Source organism: Halomonas jincaotanensis (genome assembly GCF_018448785.1).
Lineage (GTDB): Bacteria > Pseudomonadota > Gammaproteobacteria > Pseudomonadales > Halomonadaceae > Halomonas > Halomonas jincaotanensis.
Map to the genome: position 1 here is coordinate 1 of NZ_JAHCLU010000002.1, position 18,647 is coordinate 18,647.

15 protein-coding genes are annotated in these 18,647 nt (G+C 59.2%); 12 read left to right on the top strand and 3 right to left on the bottom strand.

Annotated features, from left to right (window positions below; genetic code table 11):
- Nucleotides 1–311: 311 nt before the first annotated feature.
- The 7 genes from tig to KG088_RS02445 all read left to right on the top strand — a co-directional run bounded on the left by tig (nucleotide 312) and on the right by KG088_RS02445 (nucleotide 10,097).
- Nucleotides 312–1,691 carry a trigger factor gene (tig, locus tag KG088_RS02415; RefSeq protein ID WP_213823901.1) on the top strand — a complete coding sequence of 460 codons (1,380 nt, stop codon included), beginning with the start codon at nucleotides 312–314 and terminating at the stop codon, nucleotides 1,689–1,691.
- A gap of 84 nt (nucleotides 1,692–1,775) precedes the next feature.
- Nucleotides 1,776–2,396 (top strand): ATP-dependent Clp endopeptidase proteolytic subunit ClpP, encoded by a 621-nt coding sequence (gene clpP / locus KG088_RS02420; protein ID WP_213823902.1) that lies wholly within the window; start codon nucleotides 1,776–1,778, stop codon nucleotides 2,394–2,396.
- Nucleotides 2,397–2,539: 143 nt separating this feature from the next.
- Nucleotides 2,540–3,820, top strand: coding sequence for an ATP-dependent Clp protease ATP-binding subunit ClpX (gene clpX, locus KG088_RS02425; protein WP_213823903.1), 1,281 nt, complete (start codon nucleotides 2,540–2,542; stop codon nucleotides 3,818–3,820).
- Between the two features lie 229 nt (nucleotides 3,821–4,049).
- The gene (gene lon / locus KG088_RS02430; protein ID WP_213823904.1) at nucleotides 4,050–6,458 is read left to right on the top strand and encodes an endopeptidase La; all 2,409 of its coding nucleotides are present in this window, start codon (nucleotides 4,050–4,052) and stop codon (nucleotides 6,456–6,458) included.
- Between the two features lie 176 nt (nucleotides 6,459–6,634).
- On the top strand, nucleotides 6,635–6,907 hold the full coding sequence (locus tag KG088_RS02435; protein ID WP_213823905.1) for an HU family DNA-binding protein: 273 nt from the start codon (nucleotides 6,635–6,637) through the stop codon (nucleotides 6,905–6,907).
- Nucleotides 6,908–7,080: 173 nt separating this feature from the next.
- Nucleotides 7,081–8,901 carry a SurA N-terminal domain-containing protein gene (locus tag KG088_RS02440; protein WP_213823906.1) on the top strand — a complete coding sequence of 607 codons (1,821 nt, stop codon included), beginning with the start codon at nucleotides 7,081–7,083 and terminating at the stop codon, nucleotides 8,899–8,901.
- A gap of 185 nt (nucleotides 8,902–9,086) precedes the next feature.
- Nucleotides 9,087–10,097 carry a CobW family GTP-binding protein gene (locus KG088_RS02445; protein ID WP_250148030.1) on the top strand — a complete coding sequence of 337 codons (1,011 nt, stop codon included), beginning with the start codon at nucleotides 9,087–9,089 and terminating at the stop codon, nucleotides 10,095–10,097.
- Nucleotides 10,098–10,117: 20 nt separating this feature from the next.
- Here KG088_RS02445 and KG088_RS02450 read toward each other — a convergent pair whose 3' ends face one another.
- Together KG088_RS02450 and KG088_RS02455 are read right to left on the bottom strand one after the other, a co-directional pair.
- Nucleotides 10,118–10,879, bottom strand: a complete 762-nt coding sequence (locus KG088_RS02450) for a UDP-2,3-diacylglucosamine diphosphatase (protein ID WP_213823908.1) — start codon at nucleotides 10,877–10,879, stop codon at nucleotides 10,118–10,120.
- Complete coding sequence (locus KG088_RS02455) at nucleotides 10,876–11,367, bottom strand: peptidylprolyl isomerase (RefSeq protein ID WP_213823909.1); 492 nt, start codon at nucleotides 11,365–11,367, stop codon at nucleotides 10,876–10,878. The genes KG088_RS02450 and KG088_RS02455 overlap by 4 nt, the downstream gene beginning before the upstream one ends.
- A 193-nt stretch (nucleotides 11,368–11,560) precedes the next feature.
- Here KG088_RS02455 and KG088_RS02460 point away from each other — a divergent pair, with 193 nt between their 5' ends.
- The 4 genes from KG088_RS02460 (at nucleotide 11,561) to KG088_RS02475 (ending at nucleotide 16,541) form a co-directional block, all read left to right on the top strand.
- Nucleotides 11,561–13,273 (top strand): glutamine--tRNA ligase/YqeY domain fusion protein, encoded by a 1,713-nt coding sequence (locus tag KG088_RS02460; protein WP_213823910.1) that lies wholly within the window; start codon nucleotides 11,561–11,563, stop codon nucleotides 13,271–13,273.
- 14 nt (nucleotides 13,274–13,287) lie between these two features.
- The gene (gene cysS / locus KG088_RS02465) at nucleotides 13,288–14,694 is read left to right on the top strand and encodes a cysteine--tRNA ligase (RefSeq protein WP_213823911.1); all 1,407 of its coding nucleotides are present in this window, start codon (nucleotides 13,288–13,290) and stop codon (nucleotides 14,692–14,694) included.
- 201 nt (nucleotides 14,695–14,895) lie between these two features.
- Nucleotides 14,896–16,239 (top strand): type II toxin-antitoxin system HipA family toxin, encoded by a 1,344-nt coding sequence (locus KG088_RS02470; RefSeq protein ID WP_213823912.1) that lies wholly within the window; start codon nucleotides 14,896–14,898, stop codon nucleotides 16,237–16,239.
- Nucleotides 16,236–16,541, top strand: coding sequence for a helix-turn-helix transcriptional regulator (locus tag KG088_RS02475; RefSeq protein ID WP_213823913.1), 306 nt, complete (start codon nucleotides 16,236–16,238; stop codon nucleotides 16,539–16,541). Before KG088_RS02470 ends, KG088_RS02475 begins: the two co-directional genes overlap by 4 nt.
- 103 nt (nucleotides 16,542–16,644) lie before the next feature.
- On the opposite strand, the gene KG088_RS02480 is transcribed toward KG088_RS02475, so the two are convergent.
- Nucleotides 16,645–17,631: a DUF1853 family protein gene (locus KG088_RS02480; RefSeq protein ID WP_213823914.1), complete on the bottom strand. Its 987-nt coding sequence runs from the start codon at nucleotides 17,629–17,631 to the stop codon at nucleotides 16,645–16,647.
- A 105-nt stretch (nucleotides 17,632–17,736) separates the two neighbouring features.
- On the opposite strand from KG088_RS02480, the gene osmF reads away from it, so the two are divergent.
- Nucleotides 17,737–18,639, top strand: a complete 903-nt coding sequence (gene osmF / locus KG088_RS02485) for a glycine betaine ABC transporter substrate-binding protein OsmF (protein ID WP_406565582.1) — start codon at nucleotides 17,737–17,739, stop codon at nucleotides 18,637–18,639.
- The last annotated feature ends 8 nt before the right edge of the window (nucleotides 18,640–18,647 follow it).

Sequence of the window (18,647 nt, forward strand, 5' to 3'; positions counted from 1 at the left end):
ATTTGCCCGTTCTTCCTCAGAATTTCCCTCTTGTTTGTCCCCTTGCCAACGAATTTGAACGTGCCCCTCGACGAACGAAGGATCGCTAACATTGTTGTTGTTCGACATGGCTTGTTGGGCGAAGCCTGTCATGACTCGGATCGAAACACAGCGTTGCCGCATGTTTTTTGGCCCTTGGCGCCTTGTATTACCGCCCGACGCCCCCATTTCACCGGCAAGGCGCTTGCCAGTGCCAGGAGGGATTCATAGAATCCTTCCCTTAACGTTTTTCACGCACCCAACAGAACGCCCCAGTCGGTAGAGGACATTTCATGCAAGTTTCCGTCGATACGACCTCCCAGATCGAACGCCGCATCACCGTGCAGGTGCCGGCTAACGAGATCGATGAGGCCGTCGCTGCCCGTCTCAAGGATGCCGCCAAGAACGTACGAATGGACGGGTTCCGCAAGGGCAAGGTGCCGATGTCGGTGATTCGTCAGCGCTACGGCAGCGACGTGCGCAACGAAGTGGTGGGTGAAGTGATGCGCGAGCGCTACGTGCGCGTCATCAGCGACGAGAATCTCAATCCGGCCGGCTACCCGAATATCGAAGCCACCGTCAATGAGGCGGGAAAGGATCTTGAGTTCACCGCAACGCTTGAGATCTATCCGGAAATCGAGCTGGCGTCCATCGACGGAACCGAGGTCGAGCGGCCGGTGGTCGAGATCACCGAGGCGGATGTTGACGAGATGATCGAGACGCTGCGCAAGCAGCATGCCTCTTGGGAAGAAGTCGAGCGCGCCGCCGAAGATGGCGACCAGGTGACGATCGACTTCCAGGGGTTTCTCGGCGATGAGCCTTTCGAGGGCGGTAGCGCCGAAGGTCATCAGTTGGTGATAGGGTCCGGCAACTTTATTCCGGGTTTCGAGGAGCAGCTCATTGGTGCCAAGGCCGGTGAAGAAAAGACGCTCAAGGTGACTTTTCCGGAAGACTACCAGGCCGAGAATCTGGCCGGTCAGGAAGCGACCTTCCAGGTCAAGGTGCATGCGGTCAGCGGTCAGGCCCTGCCGGAAGTGGATGCCGAATTCGTCAAGCGCTTCGGTGTCGACGATGGCGACCTCGACAGGTTCCGCGAAGAGGTCAAGCAGAACATGACGCGCGAGGCCAACCAGGCCGTCGACAACCGCGTCAAGCAGCAGGTGCTCGAGGCGCTCAAGAAGGCCAACGAGATTCCGGTGCCGCAGAATCTCGTCCAGCAGGAAACCGACGGGCTCAAGCGTCAGGCGGCTCAGCAGTTTGGTCTCGGCGAGGACTTCGATGTCAACCAGCTGCCCAACGAACTGTTTGCCGATCAGGCAAAGGGCCGCGTTCAGGCGGGCCTGCTGCTCGCCGAAGTGATCAAGACTCATGGCGTTGACGCCAGTGATGACGAGATCAAGGCCAAGGTTCAGGAGCTCGCCCAGCAGTATCAAGAGCCCGAACAAGTGGTCGAGTATTACATGGGTAACGAGCAGATGAAGACTCAGGTCAAGTCTGCCATCCTCGAAGAGAAAGCTGTCGATATCCTGTTGGAACAGGCATCCGTCAAGGATGTGGAGATGAGTTATCAGGAAGCGCTGGCGACAGCGCAGCAGCAAGCAGAAGTCGACGACGATGCCGAGGATGACGCTGAAGAGCAAAGCGAAGAAGGCAGTGACCAGGCCAAGGCCTGATGGCTGCGATGCCCCGTGCCAGCAAGGCATGGGGCGCCGCCCTTACCCACCCTTTCCTTCATCGGATGCAAGGACTTCACGCAAATGAGTAACGAGTTCGATATTCAAAACGCCGGCGGCCTGGTGCCGATGGTGGTCGAGCAGAGCGCGAGAGGCGAAAGGTCTTATGACATCTACTCTCGTCTGCTCAAGGAGCGTGTGATCTTCCTGGTGGGTCCGGTGGAAGACTACACGGCCAACCTGGTGGTCGCGCAGCTGCTGTTTCTTGAATCCGAGAATCCGGACAAGGACATTCATCTTTACATCAACTCGCCGGGTGGCGGCGTGACGGCTGGTATGTCGATCTACGACACCATGCAGTTCGTCAAGCCCGATGTGTCGACTGTCTGCATCGGCCAGGCCGCGAGTATGGGGGCCTTCCTGCTGGCAGGCGGGGCAGCCGGCAAGCGTTTTTGCCTGCCCAATTCCCGCATGATGATTCACCAGCCGCTGGGTGGGTATCAGGGTCAGGCCTCGGATATCGAGATCCACACCCGCGAGATTCTGGGCATCCGTGACAAGCTCAACCGTATTCTGGCGCACCACACTGGCCAGGACTTCGAGACGATCGCCCGGGATACCGACCGCGATAACTTCATGGATGGCAAACAGGCCGCCGAGTATGGCTTGATCGACGCGGTGCTGGATAAGCGTCCCACATCCTGATAGCGTAATTCGTAATAGTTACGCCGTTCAGGCGAAGGATGCCGTTCAGGCGAAGTTAGTTTCCCGGCGGCGTGCGCCGCCGTGACGAATCCGACGATCCAGGCGGTTACTGTCAGGATCGTCTTTGTGAAAGAGGTACGCGAATGGCCGACGGCAAAGGCAAGGACGAAGGTAGCAAACTGCTTTACTGCTCGTTCTGCGGCAAGAACCAGAACGAAGTGCGCAAGCTGATTGCCGGCCCGTCCGTCTATATCTGCGATGAATGTGTCGACCTGTGTAATGACATCATTCGCGAAGAAGTTCTCGATGCCGATGCCGAGAGCGATGAAGAGCGTCTGCCGGCTCCCCGCGAGATTCGTCACACCCTCGACGATTACGTGATCGGCCAGGACCGCGCCAAGATGGTGTTGTCCGTGGCAGTTTACAATCACTACAAGCGGCTTCGCTCCGGCGTGAAGGGGGAGGATGTCGAACTCGGTAAGTCGAACATCCTGCTGATCGGCCCTACCGGCAGCGGCAAGACTCTGTTGGCCGAGACGCTGGCGCGGCTTCTCAATGTGCCTTTTACCATTGCCGACGCGACCACCTTGACCGAAGCCGGCTATGTCGGTGAAGACGTCGAGAACATCATTCAGAAGCTGCTGCAGAAGTGCGACTACGACGTCGAGAAAGCGCAACGTGGTATCGTCTATATCGATGAGATCGACAAGATATCGCGCAAGTCGGACAACCCGTCGATCACGCGAGATGTCTCCGGCGAGGGTGTCCAGCAGGCCTTGCTCAAGTTGATCGAGGGTACCACGGCCTCGGTGCCGCCCCAGGGTGGTCGTAAGCATCCTCAGCAGGAGTTCCTGCAGGTTGATACTGGCAATATCCTGTTTATTGTAGGCGGCGCTTTTGCCGGCCTGGACAAGGTGGTCCGTGAGCGCACCGAAAAGGGGGGTATCGGGTTCAATGCCGAGATCAAGAGCAAGGACGAAGCCAAGGGCGTGGGTGATCTGCTGACCAACGTTGAGCCCGAGGATCTGGTCAAGTTCGGCCTGATTCCCGAATTCGTGGGCCGACTGCCGGTTATCGCCACCTTGACCGAACTGACCGAGGATGCCTTGATCGAGATCCTCACCGAGCCCAAGAACTCGCTGGTCAAGCAGTACGCCAAGCTGTTCCATATGGAAGATGTGGAACTCGAGTTCCGTGAGGATGCCTTGCGCGCGGTGGCGCACAAGGCGATGGCGCGCAAGACCGGTGCACGTGGCCTGCGCTCCATTCTTGAATCAGTGCTGCTCGATACCATGTACGAGATCCCTTCGCTCGAAGGGGTGTCCAAGGTGGTTATCGATGCGTCGGTGATCACCGGCGAGAGTGAGCCGCTGATGATCTACTCGCAGCAGGAAGAGGCGCGAGTCGACGGCACCGACGGCTGAGGCGAAGGCAAAGGCGGGAACAAGCTCTCCTTGTGCTGGGAGTGGGGTCATTGCGATGGCGTGCTGATAGGGACGTGCCGCAATGGGTTCGCTCCCATCGTTTTTATAACCTAGTGCCGCTTTTTTATGCCCTCCTGCGCCTTGCCTTGCAATATGGCAATGCCGCCCCCACTCCGTTGGTAATACGTCAGTCAGTATTCTTCCGATTCGTTTTTGAGGAACGTCTGCGATGCAGCAGAACGCCGAACAGACCCTGAGTCTGCCCCTTTTGCCGCTGCGGGACGTGGTCGTCTACCCGCAAATGGTTATCCCCTTGTTCGTCGGCCGCGAGAAATCGATCCAGGCTCTCGAGGCAGCCATGGAGGCGGATAAACGTGTCCTGCTGGTAGCTCAGCGTGAAGCCAGCAAGGATGACCCTGATCACGGTGATCTTTTTTCGATCGGAACCGTGGCCGAGATCATGCAGTTACTCAAGCTGCCCGATGGCACCGTCAAGGTACTCATCGAGGGTGTCTCGCGCGCCAACGTCGGGGAAATCCTTGTTGTCGATCAGGGGTATAGCCGTGCCGAGGTAAACCTGCGCGAGAGTGAACCCCTCACCGAGCGGGAGCAGGAGGCGCTGGTACGTGTCTTGCTCAACCAGTTCGAGCAATACGTGAAGATGTCGAAGAAAGTGCCCAATGAGGTGCTCAACTCGCTCTCGGGCATCGAAGATCCCAGCCGCCTGGTCGACACCATCTGCGCGCATCTGTCGCTGAAGATCGACGACAAGCAACAGTTGCTGGAGATGGATCGCGTGCGTGATCGCATCGAGCATCTCATGGCGTTGATCGAGTCAGAGATCGATCTCTTGCAGGTCGAGAAGCGTATCCGCTCGCGGGTCAAGGACCAGATGGAGAAGTCTCAGCGCGAGTACTATCTCAACGAGCAGATGAAGGCCATCCAGAAAGAGATGGGCGAGCTCGAGAATGTGCCCAACGAGGCCGAGAAGTACGAGCGGGCGATCAAGGACGCCGGCATGCCCAAGGAGGCGGCCGAGAAGGCGACCCAGGAGCTCAACAAGCTGAAGATGATGTCGCCGTCATCCGCAGAAGCCACGGTCGTGCGCTCCTATCTTGATTGGCTGGTGGCGGTTCCGTGGAAGAAGCGCACGCGTGTAAAGCATGACCTGGTGCATGCCCAGAAAGTGCTCGACGAGGATCACTACGGCCTCGAAGAGGTCAAGGCGCGGATCCTCGAATATCTTGCCGTGCACAAGCGGGTCAAGACGCTCAAGGGGCCGGTGCTCTGCCTGGTCGGCCCACCTGGCGTTGGCAAGACATCGCTGGGTCAGTCCATCGCCCGTGCCACCAATCGCAAATATGTGCGTCTGGCGCTGGGTGGCGTGCGAGACGAGTCCGAGATTCGGGGCCATCGTCGCACCTATATCGGTTCGCTGCCAGGCAAGATGGTTCAGCGCATGTCCCGGGCTGGCGTCAAGAATCCGCTGTTTCTGCTTGATGAAGTCGACAAGATCGGCATGGACCATCGTGGTGATCCCGCTTCCGCGCTGCTCGAGGTGCTTGATCCGGAGCAGAACAATACCTTCAGTGATCACTACCTCGAACTGGATTACGACCTCTCCGAGACGCTGTTCATCTGCACGGCCAATTCAATGAACATCCCTGGCCCGCTGCTCGACCGCATGGAAGTGATCCGTCTGCCGGGTTACACCGAAGACGAGAAGCTTGCGATCGCCAAGCGCTATCTGGTACCCAAGCAGCTCAAGGCCAACGGCTTCAAGGACGAAGAGTTGGAGTTTGCAGATGAGGCGTTACTGGAACTGATACGCTATTACTCCCGTGAAGCTGGGGTGCGTGAGCTCGAGCGTCAGATCGCCAAGGTATCGCGCAAGGTGTTGCGCGAACTGCTTGCCAAGGAAGCCAAGGAAGGGGCCCAGGCGCCGGTGGTGTTGGCAGGTGCTGATATTGAGCAGTATGCAGGCGTTCGCCGCTACAGTTATGGCCTGGCCGATCAGGAGGATCAGGTGGGGCGCGTGACGGGGCTGGCCTGGACCTCCGTTGGAGGAGAGCTGTTAAGCATCGAGTCGGTGGTCACGCCTGGCAAGGGGCGCATCAACAAGACCGGCTCGCTGGGTGATGTGATGAAAGAGTCAGTGAGTGCTGCCCATACCGTGGTGCGTGCTCGCGCCGTGTCGCTGGGTATCGATCCCGAGCGCTTCGAGAAGGAAGACTTGCACATCCACGTGCCCGAGGGGGCAACACCCAAGGATGGTCCCAGTGCGGGCGTCGCTATGGTGACGGCGATGGTGTCCGCCTATTCCGGTCGGGCCGTGCGCTGTGATGTGGCCATGACCGGGGAAGTCAACCTGCGTGGCGAGGTTATGCCGATCGGTGGCCTGAAGGAGAAATTGCTGGCAGCCAGGCGCGGTGGTATAAAGACGGTGCTGGTGCCCGAGGAGAATCGGCGCGATCTCAAGGAGGTTCCCGACAATATCAAGGAAGCCCTCGACATCAGACCTGTCCGCTGGATAGACGATATTCTCGAAGAGGCGTTGGCTAAAAAGCCTGAAGCATCAGGCGAGGATTCTCGGACTGATGATCCAGTCGCTGCGCATACGATGGTAAGCACGCATTAACGATAATTATCCTGTCATATCGGTTCCAAAATCCCGGTATGGCGGGGTCTGGCGCTCAAGATTACTTGACAGTCGTTTGACCGCATTGCTATAAATCATGTCAGGCTGAGACCGCGTCATTTAGTTTAAAGTTGCGCCGGTTAAAGCCAATTTCCGTAAAAGTCAAGGGGTGAAGTGTGAACAAATCCGAGCTGATCGAAGCCATCGCCGCATCTGCCGATATTCCCAAGGCGGCAGCGACTCGCGCCCTGGACGCCATGGTCGATTCCGTAACCGATAGTCTAAAGAAGGGCGATAGCGTTTCGCTGGTAGGCTTTGGCACTTTCACCGTCAAGGAGCGGGCTGCGCGTACTGGCCGCAATCCCCAGACTGGTCAACCGATCGAAATCAGTGCTGCCAAGGTGCCGAGCTTCAAGGCCGGTAAGGCACTGAAGGACTCCGTCAACTGAGCGACCGGCTTGTGCCATCGCCATGACGCTTGTTTCCTCCAGGCGCATCGCCCACCGGCGGTGCGCCTGTTTTCTTGTGAAGCGCCGATTTAGCGTGGACTGATGGTCGCGTGTCAGGCGTCGATGCGTATAATGTGGCGGGACTCTGCCCATACCACCTACCCGAGGCCTGCATGCTGCAAAGTATTCGAGACCGCTCCAGGAGCTGGGGCGCCAAGATCATCATCGGTGCCGTCGTCGTGACCATGGCATTGTTTGGTGTCGAGTCGCTGGTCGGACTGCTCGGTAACAGCGGAGAGGATATCGCCGAGGTTAACGGTGAGACGATCACGCGTCAGCAGCTCGAGATGGAGGTCCAGCGAGCCATCCGTAGCGGGCAGGTCCCCCCTGAGCAGGAGCGGCAGCTTCGCAACGAGATGCTAAACGAGCTTATTAGCGTCCGTTTGTTGACCCAGTATACCGACGAAGGTGGAATGCATCTCTCCGAAAATCAGCTTGATGAACTGATCGTTTCGCTGCCGGAGTTCCAGGACCAGGAAGGGCGGTTCTCTCAAGAACTTTTCCGCAACCGTTTGGCCAGCGCCGGTTATACGCCGCTCTCCTTCCGCGACCAGCTGCGAACCGACATGAAGCGCCAGCAGCTCGAGCAGGGCATGGCGCTCAGTGAGTTCACCTTACCCGCCGAGCGCGAGACACTGGGTGCTCTGCAGCGTCAGACACGTGACTTTCGCTACCACGCGTTGACCGTCGACGATCTCGAGAGCCTTCCCGAAGCCGACGATCAGGCCATCCAGCGTTATTACGAAGAAAATACTGAGGACTTCCGTCGTCCCGAGCAGGTGCGTCTCGACTATGTGGTGCTCGATCGACAGCAAATGGCACAAGACGTCGATGTCGAGGAAGACGCCCTGCGTGAACGCTGGAATGCGACGAGCGCCGATGCCGATCGTCGCGTCTCGCACATCATGCTGACCTATGGCGAGGAGCGAACGCGTGAGGAAGCCGAAGCGGCTCTGCAGGATGTTCGAGAACGCCTCAACGACGGCGATGCCTTTGAAGACGTGGCCGCTGAGGTGTCCGAGGATAACGTCTCCGCCGAGCAGGGTGGTGATCTCGGCGTCATCAGCCGTGGCTTCTTTGGTGAGGCTTTCGAGGATGCGGCATTTTCCCTGGATGAAGGCCAGGTATCGGAAATCGTTGAAACTGACAATGGCCTGCACTTGATCAAGGTGACCGAGTTGGAGCGGCCTGACTTCGAGGAGGTTCGCGATCAACTTGAGCGTGAGATTGCCTTGTCGAGGGTGTCGGATCAGTTCAACGAAAAAGCACAACAGCTGATCGACAGGAGTTTCGCCGCTGATGACCTGCAGAGTGTCGCCGACGAAATAGGCCTCACGCTGCAGACCAGTGACTGGATGTCTCGCGATGAAGCCGAGGGGGTGCTATCCGAGCCTGGTGTCATGCAGCAGGCATTCAGCGACGATGTCATCGAGGAGGGGTATAACAGCGAAGTCATCGAACTCGATGAAGATCGTCGAATGGTGTTGCGTGTTGCCGATCATCGGGACGCTAGCGTGCTTGAACTCGACGAGGTACGTGAAGAGGTGCGCTCGAGGGTCGAGACCAGGCTGCGCCGTGAAGCCTTGAGGGAACTTGCCGCCGAACGCGTCAAGCAATTGCGTAGTGGTGATTCTCCTGATATCGACTGGGAGAGTGCCGAAGACGTTGGCCGTCAGTCCTCGGCTGACGTCAGCCAGTCGGTGATAGAAGCGGTCTTTCGTTTGCCGGCACCCAAAAATGGCGAAGCGGTTTTTGGCCATGTCGTCGATGGGGATGAAGCGATTTTGATAGCGCTCGACAGCGTCGAGGAAGGCGAGGTCGATGAGCAAGTCGAGCAATTTGTGGCACGCATGGCCGAGCGGCTACGTGTTCAGGCCGCAATCCAGGGACTTCTCGAGACACTTCGCGATCAGGCGGATATTGAGCGGCTGTAATACATGGTTGGGATGGTATGGGGCGCTGAAGCGCCCCATTTTTTAACCATGATATTTATACCGTTATCTTTTTGATTTCACGTTTATAGAACAGTTCCAATATGGCCAAGCAGCCCTGTTAAGTTATAATATAACAGAACTATTGCGACCTTCATGGACCTCCACGTTTCGTTATGCAGAATCTGTTGAACCCGATAACCGTACATTTGATCACCGGCTTTCTGGGCAGTGGCAAGAGCACCCTGATTCGTCGACTGATCGAGCAGAAACCGACCCATGAGCGTTGGGCAGTGGTGATCAACGAATTCGGTCGGGTCGGGATCGATCAGACAATGTTTCCCGAGCGAGACGATCTGATCATCCAGGGACTGCCGGGAGGGTGTCTGTGCTGCCAGTTGGCGTTTGTGCTGCAGGCGTCTCTGGTCAAGCTGGTACACCGATATCGACCAGACCGACTGATTATCGAGCCGTCGGGGTTGGGGCATCCGGCCGGCCTGCTGGATGTCCTGCAAGGGGAAGGCTTCGCAGGGGTGCTGGAAGTACGCGACATTATTGCTGTCCTGGATCCCCGGCGCCTGGAGGACCCACGCTCCCGCGACAGCGTGACCTTCAGCGATCAGTTGAGCATTGCCGACGGGATTGCGCTGACGATGACCGACTTGTCGACGCCTGCCCAGATTCAGGCTGCTCTCGAGTTGGCAGAAACGCTTTGGCCGCCACGCAAGTGGGTAAGGCAGGCGCCCCATGGAGAGCTTGCGCTATCCTGGCTGCTTCAGGCTGGTGATCAGGATAGGCCTAGCAGCGACCGTACCCCACCTGTGCATCGTCATACTCACAGGGCAGCGGCTCACAGTTCGCAGGAAGACGCGATGTTTCGCGAGCCCGCACTCGGTGAGCCGATTCTCGACATCGGTTCCTCGCTCGGATATGTGTCTCTGAGTTGGCGCTGGCACGCGCAGGATCGTTTCGATCTGGACCGTTTGACGGCGTACCTGGGGGAACTGCCGGGGGAGTTGCGGGTAAAAGGCGTGTTTCACACTGTAGATGGCTGGAAGCTCTATAACCGCGCCGACGCTGCGGTCACCCTGACGGCGTCGGCCTGGCGTCGTGATTCACGACTGGAGCTTATCGGTGAACCCGACGCCATGCCGAAGGCAGAGGCAATACAGTTAGCCTTGCAGGGCTGTCAAGCTTGAGAGAAGGCGACATCCAAGTGTCACGACAGGGCAAATTCGCGTAACTGAGGTGTCTGTCCAGCTTCCACGAGGATTTCCCAGCCCTTGTCAGGGTGCCAGTCGCCCAGCACGAAGCGTTTGGCTGGCTCGCCGTCGACCTCGAGCTCATGCACTGCTGGCCGATGGGTATGACCGTGGATCAGGGTCGTCACACCGTACCCACGCATGATGTGGATGACCTCATCCGGCGTTACGTCCATGATGTCCTCGGCCTTGTTGGAATTGGCTTCTCCCGATTGCTCGCGTAGCTGGCGGGCGAGCGCGATACGCTCAGTGATCGGCATGGCGAGTATCTGGCGCTGCCACACAGGGTCGCGGGCCTGCCGCCGGAAGGCCATGTAGGCGGTATCGCGGGTACACAGGCTATCGCCATGCATCAGCAGCACCTGGCTGCCGCCGAGCACCACGACGCTCGGGTCGTCGAGCAGGCGTGCGCCGGCTGCATCCGCAAAGCGCTCGCCCAGCAGAAAGTCGCGATTGCCGTGCATGATGAATATTTCCGTACCCTGGGCGGCCAGGCGGTGCAGGGCGCTGGCGACACGCGCCGCGAGGGCGGCGCTGCCAGTGGGATCGCTGTCCGTGAGGTCGAGCAGGTCGTCGCCGATCCAGGCGTCGAAGAAATCACCCAGGATGTAAAGGGAGTCGGCGTCGCTGGCACGCCGCTCGAGCCATCGCATGAAGCCTTCAGTGACCTCGGGAGCGCCGGGATGCAAGTGCAGGTCCGAAATCAATAAGGTGGTCATGCGATATAGGCACGCTGGATGATGACATCCTCGGCGGGCACATCGGCATGCATGCCGCGGCGTGTGGTGGGAACCGCCTTGATGCTTTCCACCACCTCTATTCCGTCAGTGACTTCTCCGAACACGCAGTAGCCCCAGCCCTGGATCGACTTGCCGCTGTGGTTGAGAAAGTCATTATCCGCGACATTGATGAAAAACTGCGCGGTGGCCGAGTGCGGATCCTGGGTGCGTGCCATGGCGAGGGTACCGGCGGTGTTCTTGACGCCGTTGTCGGCTTCGTTCTGGATGGGGTCACCAGTCGTTTTCTGGTTGAAGTCGGTGTCGAAGCCGCCTCCCTGGACCATGAAGCCTGGAATGACGCGATGGAAGAGTGTGCCGTCATAGAAACCGTCGCGCACGTATTGCTCGAAATTGGCTGCGGTCTTGGGCGCCTTGTCGTAGTAAAGCTCGATGGTGATGTCGCCGTAATTGGTCTGCAGTACGATCATTGACAAATTCCTGTCTCGTGGTGTCTCGGTAATGTGTCGAGTGTCTGGCAATAACCCGGATGCGCCTTGGCGCTACCCCTAGACGTGGCGCTATAATAGCCCTTTTGCATCGATGCGCGAAGTCGAGGGGCGTTCAAACCGTTCCCCTCCCATTGTCAGGCTCGCGATTCAACCAGAGGTTGCCTCTCCTACCATGACCACCGACACCACTAGTGCGCCGAATTTTATCCGCAATCAGATACAGGAGGAGGTCGAGGCAGGGCAGACAGCCAAGGTCGTCACTCGCTTCCCGCCGGAGCCCAATGGTTTCCTGCATATCGGCCATGCCAAGTCCATCTGCTTGAATTTCGGGCTGGCGGAACAGTTCGGTGGCGACTGCCACTTGCGCTTCGACGATACCAATCCGGCGAAGGAAGAGCAGGCCTACATCGATGCCATCAAGGCTGACGTCAACTGGTTGGGTTTCGAGTGGGCCGGTGGTGTGCGCTTCGCCTCCGACTACTTCGATCAGCTGTATGCCTGGGCCCAACACTTGATACGCGAAGGCAAGGCGTATGTCGACGATCTTTCCCCTGACGAGATCCGCGAGTACCGCGGCAGCCTGACCGAACCGGGTCGTCCCAGCCCCTACCGCGAGCGTCATGCCGACGAGAATCTCGACCTGCTCGAGCGCATGCGCGTGGGCGACTTCTCCGAGGGGCAGAAGGTGCTGCGCGCCAAAATCGACATGGCCGCGCCCAACATCAACCTGCGCGACCCGATCCTCTATCGCATCCGTCACGCCAGCCATCACCAGACCGGCGATAAGTGGAAGATCTATCCGTCCTACGACTTCACCCACGGCCAGTCGGATGCGATCGAGGGCGTCACGCACTCCATCTGTACGCTGGAATTCGAGGATCACCGCCCGCTCTATGAGTGGTTTCTCGATAACCTGCCGGTGCCGGTGAAGCCCCGCCAGATCGAGTTCGCGCGCCTCAACCTCAACTACACCCTGACGTCCAAGCGCAAGCTCAGGTTGCTGGTGGACGAGGGGATCGTCGACGGCTGGGACGACCCGCGCCTGCCGACCATTTCCGGCATGCGGCGCCGCGGCTACACGCCGGCCTCGATCCGCAAGTTCTGCGACATGATCGGCGTGACCCGCGCCGATGGCGGCCTGGTGGACATCGCCATGTTGACCCATGCCATCCGCTCCGATCTCGAGGACAACGCCCCTCGCGCCATGGCCGTGCTCAAGCCGCTGAAGCTCGTGCTGACCAACGTGGCGGAAGATGTCGAAGAGGTCTACGAGGTGCCCGGCCACCCGGCGCGCGAGGACATGACGGTGCGGAAGGTGCCGTTCACGCGGGAGCTCTACATCGACAAGGATGACTTCATGGAGGAGCCGCCCAAGAAGTTCTTCCGCCTGGCACCGGGCAAGGAGGTGCGCCTGCGCAACAGCTACGTGATCCGCTGCGATGAGGTGATCAAGGACGCCGCCGGCGAAATCAACGAACTGCGCTGCTCTGTGGATTTCGATACGCTTGGCAAGAACCCCGAGGGTCGCAAGGTCAAGGGCGTGATCCACTGGGTCAGCGCCACGCATGGCGTGCCCCTCGAGGTGCGCCTCTACGACAACCTCTTCCAGGTCGAGCAACCGGACAAGGACCGGGACGCCGACTTCCTCGAGCATCTCAATCCCGAGTCACTGGTCACCGTCGAGGGCATCGGCGAGCCGAGCCTGGCCACCGCCACCCCGGAGAGTCGCTTCCAGTTCGAGCGGGTGGGCTACTTCTGTGCCGACCGTCATGACAGCCGCGATGGCCGGCTGGTGTTCAACCGCACTGTAGGACTCAAGGACAGTTGGGCCAAGGTCAAGAAGCAAGAAGCCCAGAAAAAAGATCAAGATAAGACGAAGGGGTGAACGTGAGCGCTGATATGCAGATCTACAACACGCTGACGAGGCGCAAGGAACCCTTCACGCCCATCGAGCCGGGCAAGGTGCGCATGTATGTCTGTGGCATGACCGTCTATGACTTCTGTCACTTGGGTCATGCGCGGGTGATGGTGGCCTTCGATGTGATCACCCGCTATCTGCGCGCCCGGGGCTACGACGTCACCTATGTGCGCAACGTCACCGATATCGACGACAAGATCCTCAAGCGCGCCGATGAAAACGGTGAGTCGATCGCGTCGCTGACCGAGCGCATGATCGAGGCCATGCACGAGGACGAGGCGCGCCTCTGGGTGCTGCCGCCGGATCACGAGCCGCGTGCCACGCGTCATGTCGACGACATCCTGCGCATGATCGAGACGTTGATCGACAAGTCCTACGCTTATGCCGCCGACAATGGCGATGTCTATTTCCGGGTGCGCCGCTTCGAGGGCTATGGTCGGTTGAGCAACCGTGATCCCGACGACATGCGTGTCGGCGCGCGCATCGACGTTGACGAGCACAAGGAAGATCCGCTGGACTTCGTGCTGTGGAAGGCCGCCAAGCCCGGCGAGGCCAGCTGGCCTTCGCCCTGGGGCGAGGGACGCCCGGGCTGGCACATCGAATGTTCGGCGATGTCGACCTGCTGTCTCGGCGAGACCTTCGATATTCACGGTGGCGGCCCCGACCTGCTGTTCCCCCATCACGAGAACGAGATCGCCCAGAGTGAAGCCGCCACCGGGCATCACTACGTCAATACCTGGATGCATGCGGGGGCGGTGCGGGTGAACCAGGAGAAGATGTCGAAGTCGCTGGGCAATTTCTTCACCATCCGTGAGGTTCTCGAACATCACGACCCCGAGGTGGTGCGCTACCTGCTGGTGGCGAGCCACTACCGCAGTCCGATCAATTACGCCCCGGATTCGCTCGCCGAGGCGCGCAAGTCGCTGGAGCGTTTCTATAACTCGCTTGAAGGAGTGGCACTCGAGGGCGTCGATTTCGTTGAAGATGACGTGGATAGCCGCTTTCATAAGCGCTTTACCGCGGCCATGGACGACGACTTCAATACCCCCGAAGCGCTGTCGGTACTCTTCGACCTTGCGCGCGAGCTCAATCGTGCGAGGAAGGAAGCCCCAGAACAGGCCCCGGCGCTGGCCCACGAACTTCGCCGGCTAGGCGACATGCTGGGACTGCTGCAGCAGGACCCGGCGACCTTCCTGCAGGGCGGTGTCACTGACGTTGCGCTTGACGAGGCGGAGATACAGGCGCGTATCGAGGCGCGTGCCACCGCCAAGAAGGCCAAGGATTTTGGTACGGCTGATGCTATCCGCGACGAGCTGGCGGCGCTGGGTATCGTGCTCAAGGATTCCCGCGAAGGCACCAGCTGGGTTTTCGAAAAGCCCGAGGGGTGAGGAGCCAATGGCGCATTCCGGTCTCGACGCCCGGCTCACGAAGAGATGCGCCGGGCGTCTAGTATTGCTTGGTAGTGATTGCCTGCCTTGATGAGCATTATTCTACGCAAAAAATTATTTTGTATGATATTCTGTGCGCCAAGTTGCTCATAAGTAAGAAGGTTCGCTTTTTTTGAGCATTACTTTGCGCAGGAGTAAGCTTTGGAACTGACGCTGCAGATTCACTTCGATCAGGCTTGGCATGATGCGGCCATCCTGATACTACCTGCGCCTGATCGAGGCATCAGGGGGGAAGCCAAGCTTCGCTATGAACACAATTACGCCATCGACTGGATGTTTCATGATGACTTGCATGCTTGTAGCTTGCTCCTTCCCGTAGAGCTGATGCTCACCCATAGTGCACCTCGCTGGTTTGGCTTCCTGGAGGACATCATGCCCGCCGGTGCCAGCCGCCGCTTTTGGGTGAACTACCTTGGGTTGCACGAGCTGCCGGAAGGGCGTCAGGACACGTTGTTGCTTGCCAAGGGGACCATAGCGCCTGTGGGAAATCTGCGAATTAAGGAAGCCGTGCCGGAGAAGCGCGCTACAGCTTCTCAGAGCAAACGGCGCTTTTCCCTGAGCAGCGTGGTGGAGCGGCACACCGATTTTCTGGAATATGCCCAGCAGATGGGGGCCGCCAGCGGTGGTGCTACGGGCGCCGGGGGGGAGGCACCCAAGTTGTTGCTGCGGTTGGGGGCAGACGAGCGGGTCTGGATCGACACCTGGCAGGATGAGGATCAACAGCCCGATAGGCCGATGCTGGTGAAATTTCCGCGTGGAAGGCGCTCCAGTGATGACTGCGATATTCTGCGTGCCGAATACCATTATTATCAGGAGCTTGCAGCGCTGGGCGTTGATACCATCGACACTGAGTCCATGCAACTCGTCGAAGGCGAGAGATACCCATCCCTCTGGCTGCCACGATTCGCCATGCAATATCGTAATGGAGCCTGGCAGCGATATGGCCTGGAATCGGTCTACTCGCTCATGGAAGCTGCCCCGGGAAGTTTTCTCAAGCACGGCGTGACGCTGCGTCGGCTTGTCGACCTGCTGCAGGGACAGTATAGAGTCACTGAGCAGATAGCATTCGACAGCGAAGCCTTCGTGATCGAGTGGGTCAAGCGTGACCTGCTCAATATCGCTTTCGGCAACTCCGATAATCATGGCCGTAATACCGCCTTGCTCAAGCGAGCAGAGGGGGTCTGGCTCTCTCCTGTGTTCGACTTTGCTCCCATGAAGGCCGACCCCGAAGGGGTGACCCGCACCATGCAGTGGGGGACACCGCTTGAAGTGGGGGGCGAATTCGATTGGCTCGGCATTGCCGATTCCCTGGCCGATCTGGTTGCACCCGAAAGACTGATGGCGGCGCTGACGGAGCTGGCACTCGCATTGGAGGGCCTTGGGGAACGCCTGGAGAGCCGAGGGGTGCCGACGCGTATACTCGGCATGCCGGCGGTAGGGCTGAATTCGCTGAACGCCAGACTGCAGCGCTGGGGGCTACTGTGAAACCCCGTAGTCAGCCGGATCGAGAGGCTGCGCTGCTGTTCCTGCTCGAGCAGTTCTACGCAGACGAGCTCACCGAGGGGCAGCTGCTACGCGCCCTCCGCCGAGATGTGCTGGGGCTTTCCCAGACCGATTATGCCAGCCTGGTAGGCATCAGTCGGCGCACGCTTTCCGACTTGGAAGGCGACAAGAGCAATATTACTCTCGCCGTGATGAACCGAGTCTTCAAGCCGTTGGGGTTAAAGGTCGGTCTGCTGCCCCGTCAGCGCCATCTGTTGGAGCAGGCGCTGAATCCAGCGCAGTAATGGTTAGCGCTTCGGATCATCTCTCCTTCCGCCATGTCACCTCCATGAAGTCTGGCGCCATACTGGCCTGTCGAATGATCTGCACTATGACTGTTGTTGAGGCTCAGCCATCGGCGCAGGCGGGCATGGGCGGCAGAGGAATCTGCCGTGGCCAGTCATCTGCCACCAGGAACAACCGTTGCCGTTGGCCGTCAGGTGTCATTACGACGAGTTGTAACGGCGAGGCGGCAAGCTGGAAGTGGCGGGCGAGTCCTTGCTCAAGCCCTTGCATCGACCACAGTTGCTCATCGCGGGGCTCGGCGAACCAGTGAGGCCTTCTGAGCCAGGCGCCACGGGTACCGGCCGGTTGTGATGCGCGCCATTGTTGCCAGTCCTTCCAGAATAGCCATTGCCCGGACAGATGTGCCGGGCCGGCTTCCATGGGGGCCGGCATGGGCGCATGCCAGGGATAGAAGAGGACGCCGGGCATTGCGAGGCGGTGTTTGATAGGTATCGGCTCATCGACCTCGTATGTCGTTTCGCCAACGGCGGAACGGATCGCCTCCCTCGCTTCTGCCATGCCGCTTAACGGCAACTGGTGCCGATGCAGACGCTCCCGCTTGATCGCCAGGCTGTCGGCACCACTCGGGCCAATCCAGCGGGCCTGGTCCGTGGCGGGGCCGGGGCCGTCCGGCAACCCCAGGTAAAATTTGATCGCCACCTCGAGGTGCACGGGTGTGGGGTCATCCTTCCGGCAATACAGCAAATCGAGTTCGCCAAGCGTCAGCTTGCCTCGACTGATCCGTTGATTGTGTGCCAACAGCCTTATAGCGGGCGCGCGTTCGAGCAGGAATTGCCAGAGGCGCTCATGGTAGAGTCCCATGCGACCGGCCAGCGTATTGCCAAGGTAACGTTGCAGCCCTTGAGGATATTGCTCAAGCTGACCTAGCCATGCCTCTAACGTCGCGTTATCACTCAGACCCAACTCGTTGATGGATGGCCGCCCCAGGTAGGGAGTGACGATCAGGTCAGGCGCCAGGAGCACCCAGGCAAGATCGCGTACCAGTGGGTGATGCAGGCGGGAGAGCAGCGCAAGAGCCGATGGTGGCATTACGTTGATGATTCGCGTTGAGAAATATAATGAGTGATTGGCTGATACAGGTTTTATAGTCAGCTTACCTTCACAAGGAATCGGGTGATAATCATGTTTCGACCTATGTCTCGTATCGGGGTAGTGGCTGCCAGTGCCCTGCTGACATTTACCCTGGCTCAGGCCCAGGACCCTGTCGTAGTTTCCTCAAAGATCGACACCGAAGGCTCGGTGCTCGGTCAGCTGATTCTGCAACGGCTAGAGGGCGGTGGCATCGACGTCGAAGATCGCCTACAGCTCGGAGCCACCAGCATCGTGCGTGAGGCGCTTATCGCCGGTGAGATCGACCTGTACCCCGAATATACCGGCAACGGTGCCTTCTTCTTTGATATGGCCGATAGCCCGGTGTGGAATGATCCCAGAGAAGCATTCGAAACAGTCCGTGAGCGCGACCGTGAGGCCAACGACCTCATCTGGCTGACGCCTGCCGAGGCCAACAATACCTGGGCAATCAGCGTGCGCGAAGATCTCGCCAGCGAGGAGGGTCTCGAGAGCCTCGAAGACCTGGCAACGTATCTTGAGCAAGGAGGCGAGTTCAAGTTGGCCGCGAGTGCCGAATTCGTCGAGTCGCCGCAGGCGCTGCCGGCGTTCCAGGAGGCCTATGGTTTCGAGCTCTCCGAGGAACAATTGCTGGTATTGTCCGGCGGCAATACAGCAGCCACGATGCGCGCCGCTGCGCAGCAGACCAGTGGCGTCAACGCCGCCATGACCTACGGGACCGATGGGGGCATCGGCGCGCTGGGGCTGGTCGTGCTCGAGGATACGCTCGGGGTGCAGCCCGTCTATCAGCCAGCGCCGGTGGTTCGCCGCAGTGTGCTCGACAGCTACCCGCAGATCGAGTCGCTGCTGGTGCCGCTCTTCGAGGCACTCGACCTGGAGACCCTGCAGAATCTCAACGGCGAAGTGGCGGTCAATGGTCGCCCGCCTCGTGAGGTGGCATCCGAATTTCTCGATACCCTGGACGAGTGATCCGACCA